23 protein-coding genes and 2 tRNA genes are annotated in these 26,551 nt (G+C 40.6%); 21 read left to right on the forward strand and 4 right to left on the reverse strand.

The window, feature by feature from the left end:
- Positions 1-1,284, forward strand: coding sequence for a chloride channel protein (locus O3599_RS01505; protein WP_247939769.1), 1,284 nt, complete (start codon positions 1-3; stop codon positions 1,282-1,284).
- Positions 1,285-1,685: 401 nt separating this feature from the next.
- Positions 1,686-2,396 carry a purine-nucleoside phosphorylase gene (deoD, locus tag O3599_RS01510; protein ID WP_000022091.1) on the forward strand — a complete coding sequence of 237 codons (711 nt, stop codon included), beginning with the start codon at positions 1,686-1,688 and terminating at the stop codon, positions 2,394-2,396.
- 26 nt (positions 2,397-2,422) lie between these two features.
- On the opposite strand, the gene O3599_RS01515 is transcribed toward deoD, so the two are convergent.
- The 3 genes from O3599_RS01515 to coaA form a co-directional block, all read right to left on the reverse strand.
- Positions 2,423-2,947 carry a DNA topology modulation protein gene (locus O3599_RS01515; protein ID WP_247939770.1) on the reverse strand — a complete coding sequence of 175 codons (525 nt, stop codon included), beginning with the start codon at positions 2,945-2,947 and terminating at the stop codon, positions 2,423-2,425.
- A 52-nt stretch (positions 2,948-2,999) separates the two neighbouring features.
- Positions 3,000-3,236 (reverse strand): 30S ribosomal protein S20, encoded by a 237-nt coding sequence (gene rpsT / locus O3599_RS01520; RefSeq protein ID WP_001274000.1) that lies wholly within the window; start codon positions 3,234-3,236, stop codon positions 3,000-3,002.
- 67 nt (positions 3,237-3,303) lie between these two features.
- The gene (gene coaA / locus O3599_RS01525) at positions 3,304-4,224 is read right to left on the reverse strand and encodes a type I pantothenate kinase (protein ID WP_371511776.1); all 921 of its coding nucleotides are present in this window, start codon (positions 4,222-4,224) and stop codon (positions 3,304-3,306) included.
- 199 nt (positions 4,225-4,423) lie between these two features.
- Here coaA and O3599_RS01530 point away from each other — a divergent pair, with 199 nt between their 5' ends.
- The 9 genes from O3599_RS01530 to O3599_RS01570 all read left to right on the forward strand — a co-directional run bounded on the left by O3599_RS01530 (position 4,424) and on the right by O3599_RS01570 (position 12,787).
- Positions 4,424-4,828, forward strand: a complete 405-nt coding sequence (locus O3599_RS01530) for a hypothetical protein (RefSeq protein ID WP_261086486.1) — start codon at positions 4,424-4,426, stop codon at positions 4,826-4,828.
- Positions 4,829-5,033: 205 nt separating this feature from the next.
- Positions 5,034-5,624: a class I SAM-dependent methyltransferase gene (locus tag O3599_RS01535; RefSeq protein WP_078238317.1), complete on the forward strand. Its 591-nt coding sequence runs from the start codon at positions 5,034-5,036 to the stop codon at positions 5,622-5,624.
- On the forward strand, positions 5,621-6,898 hold the full coding sequence (locus O3599_RS01540) for a pyrimidine-nucleoside phosphorylase (RefSeq protein WP_269797966.1): 1,278 nt from the start codon (positions 5,621-5,623) through the stop codon (positions 6,896-6,898). The genes O3599_RS01535 and O3599_RS01540 overlap by 4 nt, the downstream gene beginning before the upstream one ends.
- A 19-nt stretch (positions 6,899-6,917) precedes the next feature.
- Positions 6,918-7,580, forward strand: coding sequence for a deoxyribose-phosphate aldolase (deoC, locus tag O3599_RS01545; protein ID WP_049539383.1), 663 nt, complete (start codon positions 6,918-6,920; stop codon positions 7,578-7,580).
- Positions 7,567-7,956 (forward strand): cytidine deaminase, encoded by a 390-nt coding sequence (locus O3599_RS01550; RefSeq protein WP_049539384.1) that lies wholly within the window; start codon positions 7,567-7,569, stop codon positions 7,954-7,956. Before deoC ends, O3599_RS01550 begins: the two co-directional genes overlap by 14 nt.
- Before the next feature lie 89 nt (positions 7,957-8,045).
- Positions 8,046-9,098, forward strand: a complete 1,053-nt coding sequence (locus O3599_RS01555) for a BMP family protein (RefSeq protein WP_049539385.1) — start codon at positions 8,046-8,048, stop codon at positions 9,096-9,098.
- 143 nt (positions 9,099-9,241) lie between these two features.
- A complete protein-coding gene (locus tag O3599_RS01560; RefSeq protein WP_049539387.1) occupies positions 9,242-10,777 on the forward strand; it encodes an ABC transporter ATP-binding protein in 1,536 nt (511 codons plus the stop codon).
- Positions 10,770-11,828, forward strand: a complete 1,059-nt coding sequence (locus O3599_RS01565; RefSeq protein WP_033683459.1) for an ABC transporter permease — start codon at positions 10,770-10,772, stop codon at positions 11,826-11,828. The genes O3599_RS01560 and O3599_RS01565 overlap by 8 nt, the downstream gene beginning before the upstream one ends.
- Before the next feature lie 2 nt (positions 11,829-11,830).
- Complete coding sequence (locus O3599_RS01570; RefSeq protein ID WP_049539391.1) at positions 11,831-12,787, forward strand: ABC transporter permease; 957 nt, start codon at positions 11,831-11,833, stop codon at positions 12,785-12,787.
- 37 nt (positions 12,788-12,824) lie between these two features.
- Here O3599_RS01570 and plsY read toward each other — a convergent pair whose 3' ends face one another.
- Positions 12,825-13,466 (reverse strand): glycerol-3-phosphate 1-O-acyltransferase PlsY, encoded by a 642-nt coding sequence (plsY, locus tag O3599_RS01575; RefSeq protein WP_049540373.1) that lies wholly within the window; start codon positions 13,464-13,466, stop codon positions 12,825-12,827.
- Between the two features lie 135 nt (positions 13,467-13,601).
- Between plsY and parE the strand changes: the two genes are divergently transcribed.
- The 10 genes from parE (at position 13,602) to rpsA (ending at position 26,512) form a co-directional block, all read left to right on the forward strand.
- Positions 13,602-15,545, forward strand: a complete 1,944-nt coding sequence (gene parE, locus O3599_RS01580; RefSeq protein WP_247939811.1) for a DNA topoisomerase IV subunit B — start codon at positions 13,602-13,604, stop codon at positions 15,543-15,545.
- Between the two features lie 27 nt (positions 15,546-15,572).
- A complete protein-coding gene (locus O3599_RS01585) occupies positions 15,573-16,391 on the forward strand; it encodes an aminoglycoside 6-adenylyltransferase (RefSeq protein ID WP_084928609.1) in 819 nt (272 codons plus the stop codon).
- 205 nt (positions 16,392-16,596) lie between these two features.
- Complete coding sequence (parC, locus tag O3599_RS01590; protein ID WP_247939810.1) at positions 16,597-19,077, forward strand: DNA topoisomerase IV subunit A; 2,481 nt, start codon at positions 16,597-16,599, stop codon at positions 19,075-19,077.
- A gap of 326 nt (positions 19,078-19,403) precedes the next feature.
- Positions 19,404-21,455 carry a thiol-activated cytolysin family protein gene (locus tag O3599_RS01595; RefSeq protein WP_247939809.1) on the forward strand — a complete coding sequence of 684 codons (2,052 nt, stop codon included), beginning with the start codon at positions 19,404-19,406 and terminating at the stop codon, positions 21,453-21,455.
- Between the two features lie 141 nt (positions 21,456-21,596).
- Complete coding sequence (locus O3599_RS01600) at positions 21,597-22,619, forward strand: branched-chain amino acid aminotransferase (RefSeq protein WP_247939861.1); 1,023 nt, start codon at positions 21,597-21,599, stop codon at positions 22,617-22,619.
- Positions 22,620-22,641: 22 nt separating this feature from the next.
- Complete coding sequence (locus tag O3599_RS01605; RefSeq protein WP_247939860.1) at positions 22,642-24,609, forward strand: peptide ABC transporter substrate-binding protein; 1,968 nt, start codon at positions 22,642-22,644, stop codon at positions 24,607-24,609.
- Between the two features lie 97 nt (positions 24,610-24,706).
- Positions 24,707-24,937, forward strand: a complete 231-nt coding sequence (locus O3599_RS01610; RefSeq protein ID WP_000037113.1) for a DUF2969 domain-containing protein — start codon at positions 24,707-24,709, stop codon at positions 24,935-24,937.
- 49 nt (positions 24,938-24,986) lie between these two features.
- Positions 24,987-25,067, forward strand: a tRNA-Tyr gene (locus O3599_RS01615).
- Positions 25,068-25,076: 9 nt separating this feature from the next.
- Positions 25,077-25,148 (forward strand) — tRNA-Gln (locus tag O3599_RS01620).
- 161 nt (positions 25,149-25,309) lie between these two features.
- Positions 25,310-26,512, forward strand: coding sequence for a 30S ribosomal protein S1 (gene rpsA / locus O3599_RS01625; protein ID WP_001001630.1), 1,203 nt, complete (start codon positions 25,310-25,312; stop codon positions 26,510-26,512).
- Positions 26,513-26,551: the final 39 nt, after the last annotated feature.

Consider the following 26,551-nt stretch of genomic DNA (forward strand, 5'->3'; position numbering starts at 1 on the left):
ATGTTAAAGGACTTGAGGAGATTTTTTCGAAAGATTCCTTATAATTTTAGATTTTTCCTAGCAGTAATTCTACAAGGAATAGTTTCGGGTTTATCTGGTATAGTTCTCCATTATCTTTTAGAGATTGTGGAGGAGCTAGCTTTTTGTCAGTCAGAGCATCATAGTGGATTTTTGACAGATGGAGTTTCCTCCTCACGGATAGGACTAAGTTTAATAATCGTGGGTCTTGCTTCATCCTTGGTCTGGTATTTCTTGCAAAAAGGGTCGAAGATTTTTTCCATTAAAGCACAGATGAAGGATGAGACTTCACAATACAATCTTCATTTTTTAAGACAGCTATTTCATTCAATTTGGCAGATTATTGCAGTTGGAGGGGGAGCACCTATTGGCAAAGAAGCTGCGCCACGAGAGATTGGAACTCTATTTGCAGGACCAATTGGAAAAATATGTTCTCTCTCTAAGAAGGATCAAATCTTTCTCCTTGCTTGTGGTGCTGGTGCTGGTTTAGCAGCTGTCTATCAGGTTCCATTAACAAGTGTCTTCTTTGTTTTTGAAACCCTAGGAATTGCTCTATCTATTAAACGATTTGTCTTAGTCGGTTTGACTACCTATGTCTCAACCTATATAGCAGGCTTGGTTATTTCAGATCAGGTTCTCTACCAGATTCCAGCCATCACATGGTCATTAAAGGAAATATGGATTATTCCCTTATTACTTCTTTTCTTAACCCCACTGGCTTGGCTTTTTGGTCGCTTAAGTAAAGAAGTGTCTTCAAACAGAATAAAAGATAAACGAATACTTCTCACATTGCCCTCAGCTTTTCTTTGTCTTGCTGGTCTTGCAAGTTCCTTTCCACATCTACTTGGAAATGGACGTATGCTGGCTCAGGAAGTATTGAATGGTAGTAATGGTAAAACAGTACTCCTCTTGTTTATTCTAAAAGCAATAGTTGTTCTTATTATTCTGTGGGCAGGTGCCTATGGTGGTACCCTTACGCCATCTTTTGCCTTGGGGATGGCTGGAGCTGCTCTCTTGGGCATGATTCTAGGTTTGGACAGTCAGCCAACCACTTTACTTTTGGGATCTGTTTGCTTTTTATCTGTGACCTTGAGAGCGCCCATTTCTGCAACCGGATTAGTTATAGGTTTCACTAGGCTAGGTATAGATTCTCTTCCGTATCTCTTAGTAACAGCTGTTTTAGCCTATGAATTTGCAAAAATGCTAGACCGCTTTCCTTGGACTAGCATACTGTGTCAGAAGTCAAAGAATAAAGTAATTAGGTAGGAAATACCCATTTCTTCTAGTCAAGGATTTGATTTAAAAGATAAAAAAATACTCTCAATTTATTTATAACTGTTTTAAATAAAAATGTAGTAGGATTATCGGAGTCATTGTTGAATCCGATTTTTCCTAGCTATGAAATATAAAAATAAAAAAAGAAAGGTAGAGCGCGTGTTCTAATTTGAACACGAACGGAAAACTTTTCTAAAAACTCAGAAGAGAAGGGGAATTCGGGCTTGAATTGAAGCCGGTCTAATCTTCTCAATATCATCAAAATTAAGAAAGAAAGGAATTGAACCCACCCTAAAAGCAGTGGGAAAAAGATAGTTGGTCTAGCGAGCATCGCTCACTGCACCCAACTCCTATTTTCCCTTTGCTTTTTGACGGGTTTGGTATCTTATATTATGTCTATCCATATTGCTGCTCAGCAGGGTGAAATTGCTGATAAAATTCTTCTTCCTGGGGATCCTCTTCGTGCCAAGTTTATTGCGGAGAATTTCCTTGAAGATGCTGTTTGTTTTAACGAAGTGCGTAACATGTTTGGTTACACTGGTACTTACAAGGGCCACCGTGTATCTGTCATGGGAACAGGGATGGGGATGCCATCTATTTCGATTTATGCGCGTGAGTTGATTGTGGACTACGGTGTGAAAAAATTGATCCGTGTGGGAACTGCAGGTTCTTTGAATGAAGATGTCCACGTCCGTGAATTAGTTTTGGCGCAGGCAGCTGCAACCAACTCAAACATCATCCGCAATGACTGGCCACAGTATGATTTTCCACAAATCGCTAGCTTTGATTTGCTGGACAAGGCCTACCATATCGCCAAAGAACTCGGTATGACAACCCACGTTGGGAACGTTTTGTCTTCTGATGTCTTTTACTCAAACTACTTTGAAAAGAATATCGAGCTTGGTAAATGGGGAGTCAAGGCTGTGGAAATGGAAGCAGCAGCTCTCTACTATTTGGCTGCCCAACATCACGTTGATGCCCTTGCTATCATGACTATCTCTGATAGTTTGGTCAATCCAGATGAAGACACGACTGCAGAAGAACGCCAAAATACCTTCACAGATATGATGAAGGTTGGATTAGAAACCTTGATTGCAGAGTAATTATATCTAAAAAAGGAAGCCCTTCTTTATGAATTGGAGGACTTCCTTTTCTTATCTAGAAATTGATCTAGCTCTCTTTGATTTCGAAGAATAGTGACTTTATGTGAGTATTCTTGGCAAAGTTTTTGGTAATTTTTTCTTTGAGCTTTAGTTCGTCCGTCCCAAAGAATCCATCTGATAAACTCCCAATTAAATTGTTCTTGACAACCAGCTGCCATACTTTCTCTGACCTTGCCTCGGTATGTGAGGTATCGTTTAAAGGCTCGTAGCAGACAATTCCAGCGAGAAAAATTGAGAAAGATGATTTGGTCAGCATCCTGCATTCTTTCCTCATATAAACACCAAGAATAATTCCCATCAATGACCCAATCTTCATGCTTGGTGAGAAATTTTTTCATCTCATCCAACATCCATTCACGGTCACTGTCTTGCCAACCAGGTTGAAATTGGAGTGTGTCCATGTGAAGTTTTGGGATGGAGTAGTAGTTAGATAACTTTTCGGCTAGCGTTGACTTACCAGCACCAGAATATCCGATAATTGCGATTTTCATTTTCTACCTTTTCCTATTTGGAGACAAAAAAACAGCCTCTATGGACTGTTTCTTATTTAGCAAGTTTAGCTGAAAGACGAGCTTTGTCGCGGCTTGCTTTGTTTTTGTGAATCAAACCTTTAGTTTCTGCTTTATCGATAGCTGAGCTAGCAGCACGGAAAAGTTCTTCAGATGGGTTTGCTTCGAAAGCTTTGATAGCAGTACGCATAGCTGATTTTTGAGCTGAGTTCTTTTCGTTTTGTTTAACGTTCAATTCAGCACGTTTGATAGCTGATTTAATGTTTGCCAATGTTCTTACCTCCATATTTACTAACTATACCATTATATCTGAAAACTGACGTTTTGACAAGGGAAAATTACTTTTTTAAGTAAATTTCATCGATTTCATGGTTCTTTGTTTTATGAAGAATCACTTCCGCACGATTTCTGGTCGGTTCAATATAATTTTGTAGATTTGTGAGATTGATACTGGTCCAGACCTGATGGGCAAAGGATTTCACTTCCCCAATCGGCATTTGAGTAAAACGATAATAGTAGCTATCAGGGTCGTTTTGGGCTAGGCTCAGCATTTTCAAGAAACGGTCGAGATACCAACTCTCGATGTCATCTACTGCAGCATCAACATAGATTGAAAAGTCAAAGAAGTCAGTGATATAGAGACGCTCGTTTTGTGGATTTTGAAAGACATTGATTCCCTCAACAATCACAAAGTCTGCAGCTTTGACGCTTTGTTTTTCCTCAGGTACGATGTCGTATACTTCATGAGAATAGACAGGAATATCTACATCTTGTCCATTTTTGATGTGGTCCAGGAAGTTAAGAAGAGCTTCCATATCATAGCTTTCAGGAAATCCCTTGCGATTTAAAATCCCTTGTTCAATCAAGGTCTGGTTGGGATAGAGAAAGCCGTCAGTTGTTACTAACTCAACCGTAGCATCTGTAAGCGTACGGGACAGTAGGATTTGTAGTAGGCGGCTAGTTGTGGATTTTCCAACGGCAACACTCCCAGAAACTCCAATGATAAAAGGTTGGGATTTACTTTCACGTTGGAGGAAGATTCCTTTGGAAAAGGCTAAATCATCCTTGGTACGCTTGTAAATCTGGATGAGATGGGCTAGGGGGAGATAGACATCGGTAACATCCTGTAGACTAATCTGGTCATTAAAACTCTTGATAGATTCTAATTCCTCTTCTGTCAAAGGAGGTGTTGTCTTTCGATGTAAAGATTGCCAAGTCTGGCGGCTGATTTTTTCAAAATGTAAAAATTCGTTGGTCATTTGTTTTCCCCTAGATATTTTGTTTATCATACCATAAAAAGCTAAAAAAATAAAGCGGTTTCTTGATGATAGTAAACCAATATCGTATAATAGAAGTAGATAGGGTTGAACAATTTATTGATGAAGTAGGAACTACTTTCTGCTGATTTATAAGCTAATAAAGGGGGCTTTTTAGTTCACAACTTATAGGAGGTGTACTATGAAAATCTTAAAACGTTACATATTGGAACTCTGTTTTATTTTAAGTTTTGCCTTACCTTTTATAAAAGGGGCGAATGCGGATAATGGTAGACGCTTTGTGGAAATCTATTACGGTTTTACTTTTTTGATGGAACATGCCATTGTAACAGTTGTCTTTCTTTGTTCGCTCTTGATTGCTTTCTTCCTAAAAAAACGGTGGACGAAATGGCTTGCTGCTGGTAGTTATGTCTTTTTAGTTCTATGGATTGCTACAGAGGGTTATTTCTTCCGCATGTCGCTAGAAGATTTAATCCGACTTTGGACAAGTTTGGAAATCCTGACAAAAACGTATCAGTTGGGCTTTTATCTAAACATCCTGTTGGGAATTTTGTTGATAATTAAGTATCTGAAGGTTAAGCAATAGTAATAAGAATGCGCCTAATTATAGATGATAAACATTTTGTTATATCCTAATTATGATATTTCTAGTTCTAAATGGCTTATTATTTATAAGTGTTTAAAGAGATTGAAGAAAATGTTTTACTTACTAGCTTTCTTCAGTCTTTTTCGTTTTATTATCAATTTGTAAACGATTTACAATTTAAGTCAAATTATGGTAAAATAGTTTCATGAGTAAAATGTATTATGCAGAAAATCCTGACGCTGCTCACGACATTCATGAGTTAAGAGTGGACTTGTTGGGAGAGAAAATGACCTTTTTGACGGATGCGGGTGTTTTTAGCAAGAAAATGGTTGACTTTGGCAGTCAACTTTTGCTCAAGTGTCTTGAGGTCAACCAAGGAGAGACTGTCCTTGATGTAGGCTGTGGTTACGGGCCTTTGGGCTTGTCCTTGGCTAAGGCTTATGGAGTTCAGGCGACCATGGTCGATATCAATAATCGTGCCTTGGATTTGGCCCGACAAAATGCTGAACGAAATAAAGTAGAAGCGACGATTTTCCAGTCTAACATCTATGAACAAGTTAAAGGGAAATTTGACCATGTCATTTCTAATCCTCCTATCCGTGCGGGCAAGCAAGTGGTTCATGAAATTATTGAGAAAAGTAAAGATTTTTTGGAAACTGGTGGAGATTTAACAATCGTTATCCAGAAGAAACAAGGGGCTCCAAGTGCTAAGTCTAAGATGGAAGATGTGTTTGGCAATTGTGAAATCGTCAAAAAAGATAAGGGATACTATATCCTTAGAAGTGTGAAAGAATGAGAGCAGTTGATTTAATCCAAAAGAAACGAGATGGTCAAGAATTAACTTCGAGTGAAATTGAATGGCTGGTAGAAGGCTATGTGTCAGGAACTGTTCCTGATTATCAGATGTCTGCTTTTGCTATGGCTGTTTATTTTAAAGGAATGACGACTCGAGAAATATCTGATTTGACCATGAAAATGGTTCAGACAGGGCAAGAGTTTGATTTATCTGCTATTGATGGGGTTAAGGTTGACAAGCATTCTACGGGTGGTGTTGGTGATAAGGTAACCTTGATTTTAGCTCCCCTTGTTGCTAGCTTCGGTGTGCCTGTGGCAAAAATGAGTGGTCGTGGTCTCGGCCATACTGGTGGGACAATTGATAAATTGGAGTCCATTAAGGGCTATCAAGTAGAGCGTAGTCAAGAAGATTTTATTCGTCAGGTTCAGGATATTGGTGTATCTGTCATTGGGCAATCAGACCAGCTTGTCAAAGCAGATAAGCTTCTCTACGCCCTCCGTGATGTGACCGCAACTGTCGACACGATTCCTTTGATTGCGAGTTCGGTGATGAGCAAGAAAATCGCGGCAGGAGCGGATGCTATTTTGCTAGACGTAACTGTCGGTGAGGGTGCCTTCATGAAGACGGTTGATGAGGCGCGTGAACTGGCTCAAACTATGGTGAATCTTGGTAAGGCAGTTGGTAGAAAAACGGTAGCAGTCATTACGGATATGAGTCAGCCCTTGGGACGAGCGATTGGAAATCGTCTAGAAATCCTTGAGGCATTGGAGATTTTACAAGGTCAAGGCCGTCAGGATATTACCCATTTTATATGCGAACTGGCTCAAATTATGCTTGGCCTTGCAAATGTTAACAAGACAATTGAAGAAGTTCACCAACATCTTGAAAATGGTCAAGCACTGGCTAAGTTTGAGGAGATGGTCCAAGCCCAAGGTGGAGACTTGGAAGACCTCTATCGTCCTGTAAATGTAGCCCATGTGGTGGACATCCCTGCTCAGGAAACGGGTGTCATTTCAGCTCTTCCAGCTATGGAATTTGGACTTTATGCTATGAGACTGGGGGCAGGTCGTGCAGTCAAGTTTGATGCCTTGGACTATGAAACAGGAATTGTTTTTGAAAAGAAAGTTGGAGATTCCGTTCAAAAGGGAGAAATTGTTGCAAAAGTATACACAAATGGAAAAATTTCTCCTCAGCTAGTTACAGATTTTCAAAAATATGTTAAAATAAATGATAGTGTGCAAAGTTTACGAGAAATTATAGAAATTATCTCATAAACGACAGGAGAATCCGTATATGAAATTAAATAAATATATCGATCATACGCTTTTGAAGCAGGATGCGACAGAAAAACAAATTGATTGTTTGTTGTCTGAGGCTAGAGAGTATGATTTTGCCAGTGTCTGTGTTAATCTGACCTGGGTTGAACATGCTAAAAAAGGGCTTGAAGGTACAGATGTCAAGATTTGTACAGTAATAGGTTTTCCCTTGGGAGCAACAACTTCAGCAGTGAAAGCTTTTGAAACCAAAGAAGCTATCCAAAATGGTGCAGATGAGATTGATATGGTGATCAATGTTGGAGCTCTCAAATCAGGTAATCTTGATTTGGTTGAGTCTGACATTCGCGCAGTAGTAGAAGCAAGTGGTGACAAGTTAGTGAAAGTCATCATTGAAGCTTGCTTATTGACCGACCAAGAAAAAGTTGTGGCTTGTCAATTAGCCAAAAAAGCGGGAGCTGACTTTGTCAAAACATCTACTGGCTTTTCAACTGGTGGAGCTACGATAGCAGATGTCAAATTAATGCGTGAAACTGTTGGACCTGATATGGGAGTCAAGGCAGCTGGTGGAGCTCGTTCTTATGCAGATGCTCTTGCCTTTGTTGAAGCAGGTGCGACCCGTATCGGAACGTCAGCTGGTGTAGCCATTTTAAAAGGAGAATTGGCAGATGGCGACTACTGAGTTGATTGAACTAGCAATTGAAACCAGCAAACATGCCTATGTCCCCTATTCTCACTTTCCTGTTAGCGCTGTTCTGGTGGCGAAAGATGGGAACATTTATACAGGTGTCAATATCGAGAATGCTAGCTATTCTTTGACCAACTGTGGAGAGCGTACAGCGATTTTTAAAGCAGTTTCCGAAGGCCAAAGAGAGTTTTCAGAATTGATTATCTATGGACAGACTGAAAAACCAATTTCGCCATGTGGTGCTTGTCGCCAAGTGATGGCTGAATTTTTTGAACAAGATCTAAAAGTGACTTTAGTCGCAAAAGATAAATCGACGGTCGAGATGACGGTCGGGGAGTTACTTCCATACTCTTTTACAGACTTAAACTAGTCTGAGTCGCTCTCTGAGTGGCACGGTCCTTGTGGCCAACCAATCCATACTTGCAACATCGTTGCACATCTTATTTAGGAGGTTCAGTAATGAACAAGAAACAATGGCTAGGCCTTGGTCTAGTTGCAGTGGCAGCAGTTGGACTTGCTGCATGTGGTAACCGCTCTTCTCGTAACGCAGCTTCATCTTCTGATGTGAAGACAAAAGCAGCAATCGTCACTGATACTGGTGGTGTTGATGACAAATCATTCAACCAATCAGCTTGGGAAGGTTTGCAAGACTGGGGTAAAGAACACAATCTTTCAAAAGATAAAGGTTTCACTTACTTCCAATCAACAAGTGAAGCTGACTACGCTAACAACTTGCAACAAGCGGCTGGAAGTTACAACCTAATCTTCGGAGTTGGTTTTGCCCTTCACAATGCAGTTGAAGAAGCAGCCAAAGACCACTCTGACTTGAACTATGTCTTGATTGATGATGTGATTAAAGATCAAAAGAATGTTGCGAGCGTAACATTTGCTGATAACGAAGCTGCTTACCTTGCAGGTGTTGCAGCAGCTAAAACAACTAAAACAAAACAAGTTGGTTTTGTAGGTGGTATCGAGTCTGAAGTTATCTCACGTTTTGCAGCTGGATTTAAAGCTGGTGTTGAGTCAGTAGACCCATCTATCAAAGTACAAGTTGATTATGCTGGTTCATTTGGTGATGCTGCTAAAGGTAAAACAATTGCAGCAGCACAATACGCAGCTGGTGCAGACGTTGTTTACCAAGCAGCAGGTGGAACAGGTGCAGGTGTCTTTGCAGAAGCAAAATCACTCAACGAAAGCCGTTCTGAAAGTGAAAAAGTTTGGGTTATCGGTGTTGACCGTGACCAAGTAGGAGAAGGTAAATACACTTCTAAAGATGGAAAAGAATCAAACTTTGTTCTTGTATCTACTTTGAAACAAGTTGGTACAACTGTAAAAGATATTGCTAATAAGGCAGAAAAAGGTGAATTCCCTGGCGGTCAAGTGATCGTTTACTCATTGAAAGATAAAGGGGTTGACTTAGCGGTAACAAACCTTTCAGAAGAAGGTAAAAAAGCTGTTGAAGATGCTAAAGCTAAAATCCTTGATGGAAGCGTAAAAGTTCCTGAAAAATAATGGATGGAAGTCATTTCTTAGGAAGCGGCCCTCGGCCGCTTTTTTAAGAGTTGAGGCAAAGTCATTTTGTCTCAGTAAAGCTTGCTACTAGACAAACTAGCAAGTTTTATTGAAATAAAATAAGACTCTGAAAGGAAGAGCACATGGCACACGAAAATGTCATTGAGATGCGTGATATTACCAAGGTGTTTGGTGAATTTGTTGCCAACGACAAAATCAACCTTCACCTACGAAAAGGTGAAATTCATGCACTTTTAGGAGAAAATGGGGCTGGTAAGTCCACGCTAATGAACATGTTAGCAGGGCTTCTTGAACCAACCAGTGGTGAAATTGCGGTCAACGGTCAAGTTGTTAACCTCGACTCACCATCAAAAGCGGCTAGCTTAGGAATCGGAATGGTTCACCAGCACTTTATGTTGGTAGAGGCTTTCACAGTGGCTGAAAACATCATTTTAGGAAGTGAATTGACTAAAAAAGGTGTGCTAGATATCGCTGGAGCTAGCAAAGAAATCAAGGCTCTTTCTGAACGTTATGGCTTAGCTGTGGACCCTTCTGCCAAGGTAGCAGATATCTCAGTTGGGGCCCAACAACGTGTAGAAATTTTAAAAACCCTTTATCGGGGAGCTGATATCCTTATCTTTGATGAACCAACGGCTGTTTTGACTCCATCAGAAATTGATGAGTTGATGGCTATTATGAAAAATCTTGTCAAAGAAGGAAAATCAATTATCTTGATTACCCACAAGTTGGATGAAATTCGTGCAGTTTCTGACCGCGTTACAGTTATCCGTCGTGGGAAATCAATTGAAACCGTCGAAATTGCAGGAGCAACCAATGCCGATTTGGCCGAAATGATGGTAGGACGTTCTGTTTCCTTTAAGACAGAGAAGCAAGCCTCTCAACCAAAAGAAGTGGTCTTGTCTATCAAAGATTTAGTGGTCAATGAAAACCGCGGTGTCCCAGCTGTGAAAAATCTATCTTTGGATGTTCGTGCGGGAGAGATTGTTGGTATTGCGGGGATTGATGGAAATGGTCAGTCTGAACTCATTCAAGCAATCACAGGTCTTCGCAAGGTTGAATCTGGTAGCATTGAGCTAAAAGGAGATTCAATTGTAGGCTTGCACCCACGTCAGATTACAGAGTTGAGTGTTGGGCACGTTCCAGAAGACCGTCACCGTGATGGTTTGATTTTGGAAATGATGATTTCTGAAAATATTGCCCTTCAAACCTACTATAAAGAACCACATAGTAAAAATGGAATTTTGAACTATTCAAATATTACTTCTTATGCTAAAAAGCTAATGGAAGAATTTGATGTTCGTGCTGCTAGTGAATTTGTGCCTGCAGCTGCACTCTCAGGAGGAAATCAACAAAAAGCAATTATTGCTCGTGAAATTGATCGAGATCCTGATCTCCTTATCGTCAGCCAACCAACTCGTGGTTTGGATGTCGGTGCCATTGAATATATCCACAAACGCTTGATTGAAGAGCGTGATAATGGGAAGGCTGTCCTTGTTGTCAGCTTTGAATTGGATGAGATTTTAAACGTCTCAGACCGTATTGCCGTTATCCACGATGGGAAGATTCAAGGTATTGTGTCACCAGAAACAACCAATAAACAAGAACTTGGTGTCTTGATGGCTGGTGGAAACTTGGGAAAGGAGAAGAGTGATGTCTAAAAAATTACAACAAATTTCGGTTCCCTTGATTTCTGTCTTCCTAGGAATTTTACTTGGAGCCATTGTCATGTGGATCTTCGGTTATGATGCTATTTGGGGCTACGAAGAATTGTTCTATACAGCCTTTGGTAGTCTGCGTGGGATTGGAGAAATCTTCCGTGCTATGGGGCCTTTGGTCTTGATTGGTCTTGGCTTTGCCGTTGCCAGTCGTGCTGGTTTCTTTAACGTTGGGCTTCCTGGTCAGGCTTTGGCTGGTTGGATTCTCAGTGGTTGGTTTGCCTTGTCGCATCCAGATATGCCACGTCCCTTGATGATTCTAGCAACTATCGTGATTGCCTTGATTGCTGGTGGAATTGTCGGTGCCATTCCAGGTATTCTTAGAGCTTATCTAGGGACATCAGAGGTTATCGTAACTATCATGATGAACTACATCGTCTTGTATGTAGGAAATGCCTTTATTCATGCCTTTCCTAAAGACTTCATGCAAAGTACAGATTCGACGATTCGTGTTGGAGCTAATGCAACCTACCAGACACCTTGGTTGGCTGAGTTGACTGGTAATTCACGGATGAATATTGGTATTTTCTTTGCTCTTATTGCCGTTGCAGTCATTTGGTTCATGCTCAAGAAAACGACCCTTGGTTTTGAAATTCGTGCGGTTGGTCTTAATCCACATGCTTCAGAGTACGCTGGTATTTCTGCAAAACGTACCATTATCCTCTCAATGATTATTTCAGGTGCCTTGGCTGGTCTTGGTGGAGCTGTTGAAGGTCTGGGTACCTTCCAGAACGTTTATGTTCAAGGGGCATCATTGGCTGTCGGATTTAACGGGATGGCGGTTAGTCTACTTGCGGCCAACTCACCAATTGGTATTCTCTTTGCAGCCTTCCTATTTGGGGTTCTCCAAGTTGGAGCCCCTGGTATGAATGCAGCGCAGGTACCGTCTGAGCTTGTCAGCATTGTAACGGCGTCTATTATCTTCTTTGTCAGTGTTCATTACCTTATCGAACGCTTTGTCAAACCGAAAAAACAAGTTAAAGGAGGTAAGTAAAGATGTCTATTATAACCTTGCTCACCCTCTTGGTATCTTCTATGCTGATTTACTCAGCGCCCCTCATCTTTACAAGTATTGGTGGTGTTTTCTCTGAACGTGGTGGTGTGGTAAACGTCGGTCTTGAAGGAATTATGGTTATGGGTGCCTTTTCTGGAGTCGTCTTTAACCTTGAATTTGCAGAACAATTTGGAGCAGCAACTCCATGGCTATCTTTGCTTGTAGCAGGAGTGGTAGGGGGAATCTTTTCTATCATCCACGCAGCAGCAACAGTTCATTTCCGTGCAGACCATGTTGTCAGCGGTACAGTATTGAACTTGATGGCGCCTGCCTTGGCTGTTTTCTTAGTGAAAGTGCTTTATAATAAAGGACAAACAGATAACCTAAGCCAGACTTTCGGACGCTTTGACTTCCCAGTCTTAGCTAATATCCCAGTGATTGGTGATATCTTCTTCAAATCAACAAGTCTGCTTGGTTATATCGCGATTGCCTTCTCCTTCCTTGCTTGGTTTATCCTCTTCAAGACCCGCTTTGGTCTTCGTCTCCGCTCTGTAGGTGAACATCCTCAAGCAGCGGATACTTTGGGAATCAATGTCTACAAGATGAGATATCTAGGGGTTATCATTTCAGGTTTCCTAGGTGGAATTGGGGGAGCGATTTATGCTCAATCCATCTCAGTTAACTTCTCAGTGACAACTATTGTTGGACCTGGATTTATCGCCCTTGCTGCGATGATTTTTGGAAAATGGAATCCAATCGGAGCCATGCTATCTAGTCTCTTCTTTGGGCTTTCACAAAGTTTGGCTGTTATCGGTTCTCAATTGCCATTCCTACAAGGAGTGCCTGCGGTTTACCTTCAAATCGCACCTTATGTTTTGACCATTCTTGTCTTGGCAGCCTTCTTTGGAAAAGCAGTTGCACCAAAAGCAGATGGTATCAACTATATCAAGTCAAAATAAGCATACAAAAAACGTCAGTTCTGTTCAAACTGGCGTTTTATTTTTTAGGATCTTGATGAGTTAAGTTTAATCCCCAAGGGACAAGATTTTCAGTTTTATTTTGGATGCGTGTGATATTATCCTTATGACGAATGATAATCAAGCTAGCGAGTGCTAGGATAATAGCGATGAAGAGAGGGTCGTAGTTATTCAGGATAAAACCAAAAAGTGGAAAGAGTAGAACTCCGATAACAGCTGCGCTAGATGCTGTGACACTAGACAGTGAAATCATACTGCCTAGATAGAGGGTTCCAAAGAAAACAACCGCAAGGTAGAGACAGAAGATAGGTGCAAATCCGAAAATCACTCCAGCACTGGTTGCGACAGCCTTACCACCTTTAAATCCTGCAAAGATAGGAAAGGTATGTCCAATAACAGCCAAAAGTCCAAAGATGAGAGGTGAAACACCTTGAAGATGAAACATAATCGGAAGTAGCGTTGCTAGAGTCCCTTTGAAAAAGTCAATCACAAAGGTTGCCATCCCTGCTTTCTTTCCTAAGATGCGGAAGGTATTGGTTGTCCCTGTATTACCAGAACCATGTTCTCGCAGATTGATTTGAAAGAATACTTGTCCAATCCAGAGACCAGACGGAATCGAACCCAGCAGATAGGCTAGGATTAATAAAACTATTGTAATCATACTCCTATTATATCATGAATTGGGAAAGAAAGGCAGAGAATCTCTACTGAAATTGTCACACCGGAGAAAGAAAAATTTTGCAAAATCCTTGGAAAACCTGTAGAATAGTAAAGATGAACGAATAGGAGGTTCCTTGTGTCAAAAAAGGAAATCAATATTAACAATTATAATGATGATGCCATACAGGTGCTAGAAGGGTTGGATGCCGTCCGTAAACGTCCAGGTATGTATATTGGCTCGACTGATGGGGCAGGTCTCCATCATCTCGTCTGGGAAATCGTCGACAATGCAGTCGATGAGGCCTTGTCTGGATTTGGTGACCGTATTGATGTCACCATCAATAAAGACGGGAGTTTGACCGTGCAAGACCATGGTCGTGGTATGCCGACGGGTATGCACGCTATGGGAATCCCAACAGTTGAGGTTATCTTTACCATTCTTCACGCCGGAGGGAAATTCGGTCAAGGGGGCTATAAGACATCTGGTGGTCTCCACGGGGTTGGTTCTTCCGTTGTTAACGCTCTTTCAAGTTGGCTGGAGGTTGAAATCACCCGTGATGGGGCAATCTATAAGCAACGTTTTGAAAATGGTGGAAAACCTGTCACTACCTTGAAGAAAATCGGTACAGCGCCCAAGTCTAAAACAGGTACCAAGGTTACTTTTATGCCTGATGCGACGATCTTCTCTACGACAGATTTCAAGTACAATACCATCTCAGAACGCCTCAATGAGTCAGCCTTTCTTTTAAAAAATGTGACCTTGTCTCTAACGGATAAACGCACAGACGAAGCGATTGAATTCCACTATGAAAATGGGGTACAAGACTTTGTTTCTTACCTCAACGAAGACAAGGAGACCTTAACGCCAGTTCTTTACTTTGAAGGGGAAGACAATGGTTTCCAAGTGGAAGTGGCCCTCCAGTACAATGACGGATTTTCAGATAACATTCTATCCTTTGTCAATAACGTTCGCACCAAGGACGGTGGAACGCACGAGACAGGACTCAAGTCTGCCATTACCAAGGTTATGAATGACTATGCGCGTAAGACTGGGCTTCTCAAGGAAAAAGATAAAAACCTTGAAGGGTCAGACTATCGTGAAGGACTAGCAGCCGTTCTTTCTATCTTGGTCCCTGAAGAACATTTGCAGTTTGAGGGTCAGACCAAGGACAAGCTAGGAAGCCCCCTTGCTCGTCCCGTTGTGGATGGCATTGTGGCTGATAAGTTGACCTTTTTCCTTATGGAAAATGGGGAATTAGCTTCTAACCTTATTCGCAAGGCTATCAAGGCGCGTGATGCTCGTGAGGCGGCTCGCAAAGCGCGTGATGAGAGCCGAAATGGTAAGAAAAACAAGAAAGACAAGGGCTTGTTGTCTGGGAAATTAACCCCAGCCCAGTCCAAGAATCCTGCTAAGAACGAACTATATTTGGTCGAGGGTGACTCTGCCGGTGGTTCTGCCAAGCAAGGTCGTGACCGCAAGTTCCAGGCTATCTTGCCTCTTCGTGGGAAGGTTATCAATACAGCTAAGGCCAAGATGGCGGATATCCTCAAAAATGAGGAAATCAATACAATGATTTATACCATTGGTGCAGGTGTTGGGGCAGACTTCTCTATTGATGATGCCAATTATGACAAAATCATTATCATGACCGATGCGGATACGGATGGTGCCCACATTCAGACATTGCTCTTGACATTTTTCTACCGCTATATGCGTCCGCTAGTTGAGGCGGGACATGTTTATATTGCCCTTCCACCTCTTTACAAGATGTCCAAAGGAAAAGGCAAGAAAGAAGAAGTGGCCTACGCTTGGACAGACGGAGAACTAGAGGAACTCCGTAAGCAGTTCGGTAAAGGGGCTACCCTCCAACGCTATAAAGGGCTTGGTGAGATGAATGCGGACCAGCTCTGGGAAACAACCATGAATCCAGAAACCCGTACCCTTATCCGTGTCACCATTGAAGATCTGGCTCGCGCCGAACGTCGCGTCAATGTCCTTATGGGAGACAAGGTCGAACCACGACGTAAGTGGATTGAAGATAATGTCAAGTTTACGCTGGAAGAAGCGACAGTATTTTAAGTTAGTTTTTAATGAATGGGTATAAACATGAGAACTGAAACAGAAATGCTCGATGTAGTTTTAAAGACTGCTGAAACCTTACAAGTCACGGCTGTCGCCATGTCTGGTTCACGGACTGATACAAAAGCCTCAAAAGATGAATTTCAAGACTATGACGTAGTCTATGTTGTAGAGAATCTGGACGAGCTGATTACAGATTTATCTTGGTTGGACCAGTTTGGCAAACGCATTATCGAGCAAGAAGTTGGTCTTGGTCAACGTCGTCTATACCTCATGCTCTTTGAAGATGGAAATCGAATTGATCTAACCCTCTGTCCAAAACAACAAATTCAAGAGTGGGTGGATAGTGAGGCCGGATTTACTGTTTTAGAAGATCCAGAGCATTTATTTGAACCCTATTCACCAAATATAGAGCGTTACTGGACGAATCCAGCTAGTCAGACAGATTTTGAAAAAGCCTGCAATGAGTTCTGGTGGGTGTCGGCCTACGTTGTCAAAGGGATTTGTCGGAATCAGCTCATCTACGCGACCGATCATCTCTATGGCATTTGTCAACAAGAACTCCTGAAAATCTTGGCTTGGCAGGTAGCAAGTGCTAGGGGAAGAGTCGAAATCGGCAAGAACTGCAAGTATCTCTTTAACCATTTGCCAGTTGAAAAAGAGAAGGAGCTATCTAATCTTCTTGATTTTTCCAGTTTAGACAAAATCACTCAGTCTCTATTTGATACGATGCAACTTTTCCACCAAGAGGCTCAGTCCCTTGCTCAAAAGATGGATTTTGACTACGATAAAGAAGTAGCTGAGAAGATGATTCAATACGCTGAGGAGAGACTTCTTAATTGCTGACTAATTTAAAAGATTAAACTACAGAAAGGGCCGTTTGGTTATTTGTAGTAACTGAACACCTTTTCTGTAAAAATCTACTCTACATTCTTTGAAAGGAGTTGAACACGCCCTAAATGCTAGGTGAAAAAGATAAATTCTCTTGTGAGCTTTCTTACTTCAAGAATTTTCTATTTTCACTTGGTATTTTACGGGCTCTGTATCCTATATGAGTAACATTCAAAACATGTCCCTGGAGGACATTATGGGAGAGCGCTTTGGTCGCTACTCCAAGTACATTATTCAAGACCGGGCTTTGCCAGATATTCGTGATGGCTTGAAGCCGGTTCAGCGTCGCATTCTTTATTCTATGAATAAGGATGGCAATACCTTTGATAAGAGTTACCGCAAGTCGGCCAAGTCTGTCGGTAACATCATGGGGAATTTCCACCCACACGGTGACAGTTCTATCTATGATGCCATGGTTCGTATGTCACAGGACTGGAAAAATCGTGAGATTTTAGTTGAAATGCACGGTAATAACGGTTCTATGGACGGAGATCCGCCTGCGGCTATGCGTTATACTGAGGCACGTCTTTCAGAAATTGCAGGTTATCTCCTTCAGGATATCGAGAAAAAAACAGTTCCTTTTGCTTGGAACTTTGACGATACGGAGAAAGAGCCGACAGTCTTGCCAGCAGCCTTTCCAAATCTTTTGGTCAATGGTTCGACTGGTATTTCGGCTGGTTATGCCACAGATATTCCACCTCATAATTTAGCTGAGGTTATCGATGCGACGGTTTACATGATTGACCATCCAACGGTTAAAGTTGAAAAACTTATGGAATTCTTGCCTGGACCAGATTTCCCTACAGGAGCCATCATCCAAGGCCGTGATGAAATTAAGAAGGCTTATGAAACTGGGAAAGGGCGCGTGGTTGTTCGTTCCAAGACGGAGATTGAAAAGCTAAAAGGTGGTAAGGAACAAATCGTTATCACTGAGATTCCTTATGAAATCAACAAGGCCAATCTAGTCAAGAAAATCGATGATGTTCGTGTCAATAACAAGGTAGCTGGGATTGCTGAGGTTCGTGATGAGTCTGACCGTGACGGTCTTCGTATTGCTATTGAGCTCAAAAAAGACGCTAATACGGAGCTTGTTCTCAATTATCTTTTCAAATACACAGACATGCAAATCAACTATAACTTTAACATGGTGGCTATTGACAATTTCACGCCTCGTCAGGTTGGGATCGTTCCAATCTTGTCTAGCTATATTGCCCACCGTCGTGAAGTAATTTTGGCGCGTTCACGCTTTGACAAGGAAAAGGCTGAGAAACGTCTCCATATCGTCGAAGGTTTGATTCGTGTAATTTCGATTTTGGACGAAGTCATTGCCCTTATCCGTGCTTCTGAGAATAAAGCTGATGCCAAGGAAAACCTCAAGGTCAGCTATGATTTTACAGAAGAGCAGGCTGAGGCCATTGTTACCTTGCAACTTTACCGTTTGACCAATACAGACGTGGTTGTCTTGCAGGAAGAAGAAGCAGAATTGCGTGAAAAGATTGCTATGCTTGCGGCGATTATCGGTGATGAACGGACCATGTACAATCTCATGAAGAAAGAGCTTCGTGAGGTCAAGAAGAAATTTGCGACTCCACGTTTGAGTACTTTAGAAGACACAGCAAAAGTAATTGAGATTGATACAGCTAGTCTGATTGCTGAGGAAGATACCTACGTCAGCGTGACCAAGGCAGGTTACATCAAGCGTACTAGTCCACGTTCCTTTGCGGCTTCCACCTTGGAAGAAATTGGCAAACGTGATGATGACCGTTTGATCTTTGTACAATCTGCCAAGACAACCCAGCATCTTTTGATGTTCACGACCCTTGGAAATGTCATCTATCGACCAATCCATGAATTGGCAGATATTCGTTGGAAGGATATCGGAGAGCATCTGAGCCAGACCATTGCAAACTTTGAAACTAACGAAGAAATCCTTTATGTGGAAGTATTGGATCAGTTTGATGATGCGACAACCTATTTTGCGGCGACTCGTCTCGGTCAAATCAAGCGTGTAGAACGAAAAGAATTCACCCCATGGCGGACCTACAAGTCTAAGTCTGTCAAGTATGCTAAGCTCAAAGACGAGACAGACCAGATTGTAGAAGTGGCTCCGATTAAACTGGATGATGTTCTCTTGATTAGCCAAAATGGTTATGCCCTTCGTTTCAATATCGAAGAGGTACCAGTTGTCGGTGCTAAGGCTGCAGGTGTCAAAGCTATGAACCTGAAAGCAGATGATGTTCTCCAATCCGCCTTTATCTGTAACACCTCATCCTTCTACCTCTTGACCCAACGTGGAAGTTTGAAACGTGTTTCTATTGACGAAATTCCGGCAACAAGTCGTGCCAAACGTGGCTTACAAGTCTTGCGTGAGTTAAAAAACAAACCGCATCGTGTCTTCTTGGCAGGAGCGGTTGCAGAACAAGGCTTCGTTGGTGACCTCTTCAGTACAGAAGTGGAAGAGAACGACCAAACTCTGCTTGTTCAATCCAACAAAGGAACAATCTACGAAAGCCGATTACAAGACTTGAATTTGTCAGAACGGACTAGTAACGGAAGCTTCATTTCTGATACGATTTCTGATGAAGAAGTTTTTGATGCCTATCTTCAGGAAACTTATACAAAATTTGAATCTAAAAAATGATAAAAACAATGAAAAGCTTTTCATTGAGAAATTTGTTAAGTTATAGATTTAAGAATTGAATTTGATTATATATACAAAAACGAACAGTGCTGATTCCTAACTGATAGAGACTGAAGCCTGTTCGTTTTCTTGTTTTTAGTGGTATAGACCACTCGGCATTTAGATGTGAAATTATTAACATATGAACAACTATACAAGTTGAGTTAATAAAAAATAATATTTTTAAAGAAAACGCTTGCATCTATAATATTTTTATGTTATACTCTTATTGTTTCAATAAAGCGCGTTCAAGAAATAATTCGTTTAAATATATATAGGAGTTTTGTATGTCTCAAAACAAACAAGATAAAGGATTTCGTTTTTCTATTCGTAAACGTAGCGTTGGAGTATGTGGTGTTGCCATTGCAACATTTTTGCTAGGTTCTGGCCTTGTATTTCAAACAAATGTAGTAAAAGCAACAGAACCAAGCGTTGCTGCAGTTGCTGGTGAAAATATTGCTGCTCATAAGTCTGCAAGTCAGAGTTCGACTGCTTATGAAGGGGAGGCTTCTAGAGCAGTTGACGGTAATCGTGATAATGCCTGGAACAATCGTTCAGTTACTCATACAGATTTTCAAGATCATTCTTGGTGGAAAGTTGATCTAGCAAAAGAAGAAGGTGTGGGAACTGTTCGTATTTACAATCGTGGAGATGGAGTTGTAGCTAATCGTTTATCTAATTTTGATGTTATTTTATTAGATAAAGATGGTAAGGAAGTAACTCGTCAACATGTCGATAGCTTAAACAATCAACCAACAGTTGATGTTCAATTCTCAGGAGTTAATGCACGATATGTAAAAATTGAATTAAATAAATCTAAAACGCCTCTTAGTTTAGCAGAAGTTGAAGTATATCGTGCTGTAAAGGAAGAAAAAGTAGTAGCAGATAAGAAAACGGAAAACCAAGTTAAAACAGAAAGTAAAGCTAAAAAAGATTATACTGCAGAGCTAAATAACTATTTATTTGGTTTAAATTACGATAAACTAAATATTTTAACTAGAAAAGGCGAAGCATTAGAAAATTACACTAATACAAGCACAAAACAACAAGGAAATGAATTTGTGGTTGTAGAAAAAGTGAAGAAAAACCTTTCTAATGGTTCTGCAGATGTTGCCATTAATGGTAACGGAGATATCTTCCTAGGTGCTTTGTTTAAAGCAAATCAAGACCTCCTAGAAAATAAACCACAACAAATTAGTTTAGATCGTAGCAAAGGTAGAATTAGTGTTGATTTGCCAGGAATGGTAGGCGGAGATAGCTATGTAGATGCTAATCCAACTGTAAGTGGTATGCAGGAAGGTGTGAATACCTTGTTAAATCGTTGGCATGAAAAATATGCTGCGAAAAATCCTGCTCCAGCACGTATGCAGTACGAATCAACTTCTGCTTACAGCATGAATCAATTGAAAGCAAAATTCGGAAGTGATTTTGAAAAAGTCGGTGTTAATTTGAAAATTGACTTTGAGGCTGTGAACAAGGGTGAAAAACAAGTTGAAGTTGTTGATTTTAAACAAGTTTACTTTACTGCTAACTTTGATGCTCCAAAAAATCCATCAGATGTATTTGCTCCAGGAGTAACAGTTGATCAATTGAAAGCACATGGAATTGATGAAAAAACACCTCCTGTATACGTGTCAAGCGTTTCATACGGACGTCAAATGTATGTCAAATTTGAAACAACAAGCAAGAGTACAGAGTTGAAAGCAGCGATTAATGCTGTCATCAAAGGAGTGCCTATTAAACCAGAATCTGAATGGGCACGTGTCTTGAAGAACACAACTGTAACAGTTTCAATCGTAGGTGGAAATGCTGATGGCGCTGCACGTGTTGTGACAGGTACAGTAGAAGATTTGAAGAAATTGATTCAAGAAGGAGCTACTTTCAGTACACAAAATCCTGCTGTTCCAATTTCTTATAAGACTGCATTCTTGAAAGATAATCAAGTAGCCACAATTCAAAGTAATACAGACTACATTGAAACTAAAGTGACTTCATACAAAAATGGTTACCTCAATTTACAGCATAAGGGAGCTTATATCGCTCGTTACTATGTTTACTGGGATGAAGTAACTTATGATAAGGATGGAGTTGAAAGCATTCGCTCACGTCAATGGGAAGATAATGGTAAAAACAGAACAGCAGGCTTCCAAACTGAACTTCAATTTAAAGGAAATGTACGTAATATACGCGTGAAGATTCAAGAAAAAACAGGTCTTGTTTGGGAACCATGGCGTACAGTTTATAATCGCACAGACCTTCCTCTTGTTCAAAAACGTACCATTGTTAACTCAGGTACAACACTAAGACCAAAATACGATGAAAAAGTTGAAAATAACTAATTTTTCACTTGTAGAAGGAATCAGTTCTAAGAGCTGGTTCTTTTTATTGAAGAAATTTTCTGAAAATTACAAAATATGCTTGCTATTTTAGAAAAATAGTGTAGAATATAAGAAATAGGTTTTTAGAATAAGGAGTGGAATATGACAGTAACGATTGATTGGGAAAATCTCGGTTTTTCCTATATGAAATTACCTTATCGCTATATTGCTCATTTTAAAAATGGACAATGGAATCAAGGAGAGTTGACAGAAGATGCAACCTTGCATATTTCAGAGTCTTCTCCAAGTCTTCACTATGGACAACAAGCCTTTGAAGGTTTGAAAGCTTACCGTACTAAGGATGGCGGTGTTCAACTTTTCCGTCCTGACGAAAATGCTAAACGTCTGCAACGTACTTGTGATCGTCTCTTGATGCCACAAGTTCCGACAGACATGTTTGTAGAAGCTTGTAAGGCAGTTGTCCGCGCCAATGAAGAATATGTACCACCATATGGAACAGGTGGGACCCTTTATCTTCGTCCACTTTTGATTGGTGTTGGAGATATTATCGGGGTAAAGCCAGCAGAGGAATACATTTTTACTATCTTTGCTATGCCAGTTGGTAATTACTTTAAGGGTGGTTTGGTTCCAACCAATTTCTTGATTCAGGATGAATACGACCGTGCCGCTCCAAATGGTACAGGTGCTGCTAAGGTTGGTGGGAACTATGCTGCAAGTCTCTTGCCAGGGAAATTGGCTAAATCACGTCATTTCTCAGATGTTATCTACCTAGACCCTTCAACTCATACAAAGATTGAAGAAGTCGGTTCAGCTAACTTCTTTGGAATTACAGCTGACAATGAGTTTGTAACACCATTGAGTCCATCTATCTTGCCATCTATTACTAAGTATTCTTTGCTTTATTTGGCAGAACATCGCTTGGGCTTAACTCCTATTGAGGGAGATGTCCCAATTGATAACCTTGACCGTTTTGTAGAGGCAGGTGCCTGTGGTACAGCAGCAGTTATTTCGCCAATTGGTGGAATTCAGCACGGTGATGATTTTCATGTGTTCTATAGTGAAACAGAAGTTGGCCCTGTGACTCGTAAACTCTATGATGAATTGACAGGTATTCAGTTTGGTGATATTGAAGCGCCAGAAGGTTGGATTGTAAAAGTAGATTAAAATAAACAAAAGGAGATTTTTGATGAAATCGAAAAAGTGGCTCTTAACAGCAGGAGTGGTCCTGAGCACAACAGCTCTTTTAGTGGCTTGTGGAAAAGCTGATAAAGAAGCAGATGCACCGACAACATTTTCATATGTCTATGCAGTAGATCCAGCATCTTTGGACTATAGTATAGCGACTCGTACATCTACAACAGATGTCATCGGGAACGTGGTTGATGGCTTGATGGAAAACGACCAGTACGGAAATGTTATTCCTTCCTTGGCTGAAGATTGGTCTGTCTCAAAAGATGGTTTGACTTATACCTATAAACTTCGTAAAGGAGTTAAATGGTATACATCAGAAGGTGAAGAATACGCAGAAGTAACAGCCCATGACTTTGTGACAGGACTAAAACACGTAGCTGACGGCAAGTCAGACGGTGTTTCTCTCATCCAAAATTCAATCAAGGGCTTGGATGCCTATATGACTGGTGAGACCAATGATTTCTCTACAGTTGGTGTCAAGGCCTTGGACGATTACACAGTTGAATATACCCTAAACAAACCAGAAAGCTTCTGGAACTCTAAAGTCACAACAGCGACGATGTTGCCTGTAAATGAAGAGTTTTTGAAGGCATCAGGTAAAGATTATGGAGCAGTTACTCCAGCAGGAATTCTCTACAATGGTCCTTATATCTTGAAGACCTTGACATCTAAATCGTTAATTGAATACGAGAAAAACCCAAATTACTGGGATAAAGAAAAGGTAAAAATAGAGAAGATTAAATTGACCTACTACGATGGCTCTGATCAGGAATCGTTGATTCGTAGTTTCTCTTCTGGTGCCTATACGACAGCCCGTCTCTTCCCAAGTAGCTCAAACTTTGCTTCTACTTTGGAACAATACGGAGATAAAATCACTTATAGCCCACAGGACTCAAGCAGCTATTACTTTACCTTTAACGTAAATCGTCAGTCATATAATAAAACTGCGAAAACAAGTGAAGAACAAAAGACTTCTACTAAAGAAGCTATGCTTAATAAGGACTTCCGTCAGGCTATCAACTTTGCCTTCAACCGCCATTCTTATGCTGCACAGCTAAATGGTGAAGACGGTGCGGACAAGATTATTCGTAACAGTCTCGTTCCAGACAACTTCGTGCAAGCAGGCGGTAAGAACTTTGGTCACATTGCTCAAGCAGAGTTGGTGAACTATGGTGATCAATGGAAAGGTGTTGAGCTAGTCGATGGTAAGGATTCTATCTACAACTCTGACAAGGCTAAAGCAGCCTTTGAAAAAGCTAAGAAAGACTTGGAATCTAAAGGGGTAAACTTCCCAATTCACTTGGATGTCCCAGTTGAACAAACAGATACCATCGCCGTTCAACAAAGTAACTCTTTCAAACAGTCTATCGAATCAACTCTTGGTGCTGAAAATGTTGTCATCGATGTTCTTCAAATGACAGATAATGAAAAGGAAACTATCACTTCTCAAGCGCGTGTTCCTTCTCAAAAAGACTATGATTTGAACAGTACAGGATGGGCTCCAAGTTATCAAGACCCAGCATCTTACTTGAATATCATGGATCCTAAATCAGGTTCTGCTATGAAACACCTTGGTATTACTAAGGGGAAAGATAAAGATGTTGTAGTGAAACTTGGTTTAGACCAGTATAAGAAATTATTGGATGATGCCGATTCAGAAACTACAAATCTTGAAGAACGCTATGAAAAATATGCCAAGGCTCAAGCTTGGTTGACAGACAGTTCATTATTGATGCCTACAGCCTCATCTGGTGGTTCTCCAGTTGTAAGTAATGTAGTGCCATTCTCAAAACCATACTCACAAGTTGGTATTAAGGGTGACCCATATATCTTTAAAGGAATGAAATTGCAAAAAGATATCGTTACGACAAAAGAATATGAAGAAGCACTGAAAAAATGGCAAAAAGAAAAATTGGAATCAAATGGTAAGTACCAAAAAGAACTAGAAAAACACATTAAATAAAGCATAAAATTCTATATCAGACAAGCCTGATATAGAGTTTTTTCTTGCTAGTTTTAGGATTTTCTTGTAAAATAGAAAAAGTGAAGAGAGGTATGAAATGAGTAAGAAAGATAAAAAAATTGAAATTCAAGTAGCAGATGCCAAGGTTAATGTAGGAAAAGACAGTTTTGAAGGCTATACCTTGACCATTGGTAAAAAAGTTATCGGAGAAATTGCCGAATTAGATGGACAATTTGCCATCATAAAGAATGGGAATGTCGATAGTTTTTATAAAAAATTGGAAAAAGCTGTGGAAATTTTGATTGAAAATTATAATTTAGCAAAATAAGTCTTGTTTTTTTGAAATTTTCATGATATAATAGTCCATGTTGATTGTAGGAGAGATAGCGAAGAGGCTAAACGCGGCGGACTGTAAATCCGCTCCTTCGGGTTCGGGGGTTCGAATCCCTCTCTCTCCATTTCATCAATGGGGTATAGCCAAGCGGTAAGGCAAGGGACTTTGACTCCCTCATGCGTTGGTTCGAATCCAGCTACCCCAGTTCTTAGGTAATGATCAAGATAAAAAGCAAAATATCTTAGGGTATTTTATTTTTATAATTGAAAGACGTGAACGATATGAACATGTCCTTGCGGGTGCTTAGGAAAAAAATTATAAGTATGTCAAGTTTAAGAAAAACTTGATTGTTGGAGGATTTTTTAGATGAACGAATTTGAAGATTTGCTAAATAGCGTTAGCCAAGTTGAGACTGGTGATGTTGTTAGTGCTGAAGTATTGACAGTTGATGCGACTCAAGCTAACGTTGCAATCTCTGGAACTGGTGTTGAAGGTGTCTTGACTCTTCGCGAATTGACAAACGATCGCGATGCAGATATCAATGACTTTGTTAAAGTAGGAGAAGTATTGGATGTTCTTGTACTTCGTCAAGTAGTTGGTAAAGATACTGATACAGTTACATACCTTGTATCTAAAAAACGCCTTGAAGCTCGCAAAGCATGGGACAAACTTGTTGGTCGCGAAGAAGAAGTTGTTACTGTTAAAGGAACTCGTGCCGTTAAAGGTGGACTTTCAGTAGAATTTGAAGGTGTTCGTGGATTTATCCCAGCTTCAATGTTGGATACTCGTTTCGTACGTAACACTGAGCGTTTTGTAGGTCAAGAATTTGATGCTAAAATCAAAGAAGTTGACGCTAAAGAAAACCGCTTCATCCTTTCACGTCGTGAAGTTGTTGAAGCAGCTACAGCAGCAGCTCGCGCTGAAGTATTCGGTAAATTGGCTGTTGGTGATGTAGTAACTGGTAAAGTTGCACGTATCACAAGTTTTGGTGCTTTCATCGACCTTGGTGGTGTTGACGGATTGGTTCACTTGACTGAATTGTCACACGAACGTAACGTATCACCAAAATCAGTTGTAACTGTTGGTGAAGAAATTGAAGTTAAAATCCTTGATCTTAACGAAGAAGAAGGACGTGTCTCACTTTCACTTAAAGCAACAACACCTGGACCATGGGATGGCGTTGAGCAAAAATTGGCTAAAGGTGATGTAGTAGAAGGAACAGTTAAACGTTTGACTGACTTCGGTGCATTTGTTGAAGTATTGCCAGGTATCGATGGACTTGTTCACGTATCACAAATTTCACACAAACGTATTGAAAATCCAAAAGAAGCTCTTAAAGTTGGTCAAGAAGTTAAAGTTAAAGTTCTTGAAGTTAACGCAGATGCAGAGCGCGTATCACTTTCTATCAAAGCTCTTGAAGAGCGTCCAGCTCAAGAAGAAGGACAAAAAGAAGAAAAACGTGCTGCTCGTCCACGTCGTCCAAAACGTCAAGAAAAACGTGATTTCGAACTTCCAGAAACACAAACAGGATTCTCAATGGCTGACTTGTTCGGTGATATCGAACTTTAATCAAATTGAAAATTCACAAAATCCTTTGTTTTCTAAACA

The organism is Streptococcus sp. 27098_8_103 (genome assembly GCF_041432345.1).
Classification (GTDB): domain Bacteria; phylum Bacillota; class Bacilli; order Lactobacillales; family Streptococcaceae; genus Streptococcus; species Streptococcus mitis_BV.

Coding starts and splice junctions, on each gene's coding strand:
- O3599_RS01505 (WP_247939769.1), top strand. CDS start 1: ATGTTAAAGGACTTGAGGAGATTTTTTCGAAAGATTCCTTATAATTTT.
- deoD (WP_000022091.1), top strand. CDS start 1,686: ATGTCTATCCATATTGCTGCTCAGCAGGGTGAAATTGCTGATAAAATT.
- O3599_RS01515 (WP_247939770.1), bottom strand. CDS start 2,947: ATGAAAATCGCAATTATCGGATATTCTGGTGCTGGTAAGTCAACGCTA.
- coaA (WP_371511776.1), bottom strand. CDS start 4,224: ATGACCAACGAATTTTTACATTTTGAAAAAATCAGCCGCCAGACTTGG.
- O3599_RS01530 (WP_261086486.1), top strand. CDS start 4,424: ATGAAAATCTTAAAACGTTACATATTGGAACTCTGTTTTATTTTAAGT.
- O3599_RS01535 (WP_078238317.1), top strand. CDS start 5,034: ATGAGTAAAATGTATTATGCAGAAAATCCTGACGCTGCTCACGACATT.
- O3599_RS01540 (WP_269797966.1), top strand. CDS start 5,621: ATGAGAGCAGTTGATTTAATCCAAAAGAAACGAGATGGTCAAGAATTA.
- deoC (WP_049539383.1), top strand. CDS start 6,918: ATGAAATTAAATAAATATATCGATCATACGCTTTTGAAGCAGGATGCG.
- O3599_RS01550 (WP_049539384.1), top strand. CDS start 7,567: ATGGCGACTACTGAGTTGATTGAACTAGCAATTGAAACCAGCAAACAT.
- O3599_RS01555 (WP_049539385.1), top strand. CDS start 8,046: ATGAACAAGAAACAATGGCTAGGCCTTGGTCTAGTTGCAGTGGCAGCA.
- O3599_RS01560 (WP_049539387.1), top strand. CDS start 9,242: ATGGCACACGAAAATGTCATTGAGATGCGTGATATTACCAAGGTGTTT.
- O3599_RS01565 (WP_033683459.1), top strand. CDS start 10,770: ATGTCTAAAAAATTACAACAAATTTCGGTTCCCTTGATTTCTGTCTTC.
- O3599_RS01570 (WP_049539391.1), top strand. CDS start 11,831: ATGTCTATTATAACCTTGCTCACCCTCTTGGTATCTTCTATGCTGATT.
- plsY (WP_049540373.1), bottom strand. CDS start 13,466: ATGATTACAATAGTTTTATTAATCCTAGCCTATCTGCTGGGTTCGATT.
- O3599_RS01585 (WP_084928609.1), top strand. CDS start 15,573: ATGAGAACTGAAACAGAAATGCTCGATGTAGTTTTAAAGACTGCTGAA.
- parC (WP_247939810.1), top strand. CDS start 16,597: ATGAGTAACATTCAAAACATGTCCCTGGAGGACATTATGGGAGAGCGC.
- O3599_RS01595 (WP_247939809.1), top strand. CDS start 19,404: ATGTCTCAAAACAAACAAGATAAAGGATTTCGTTTTTCTATTCGTAAA.
- O3599_RS01600 (WP_247939861.1), top strand. CDS start 21,597: ATGACAGTAACGATTGATTGGGAAAATCTCGGTTTTTCCTATATGAAA.
- O3599_RS01605 (WP_247939860.1), top strand. CDS start 22,642: ATGAAATCGAAAAAGTGGCTCTTAACAGCAGGAGTGGTCCTGAGCACA.
- O3599_RS01610 (WP_000037113.1), top strand. CDS start 24,707: ATGAGTAAGAAAGATAAAAAAATTGAAATTCAAGTAGCAGATGCCAAG.
- rpsA (WP_001001630.1), top strand. CDS start 25,310: ATGAACGAATTTGAAGATTTGCTAAATAGCGTTAGCCAAGTTGAGACT.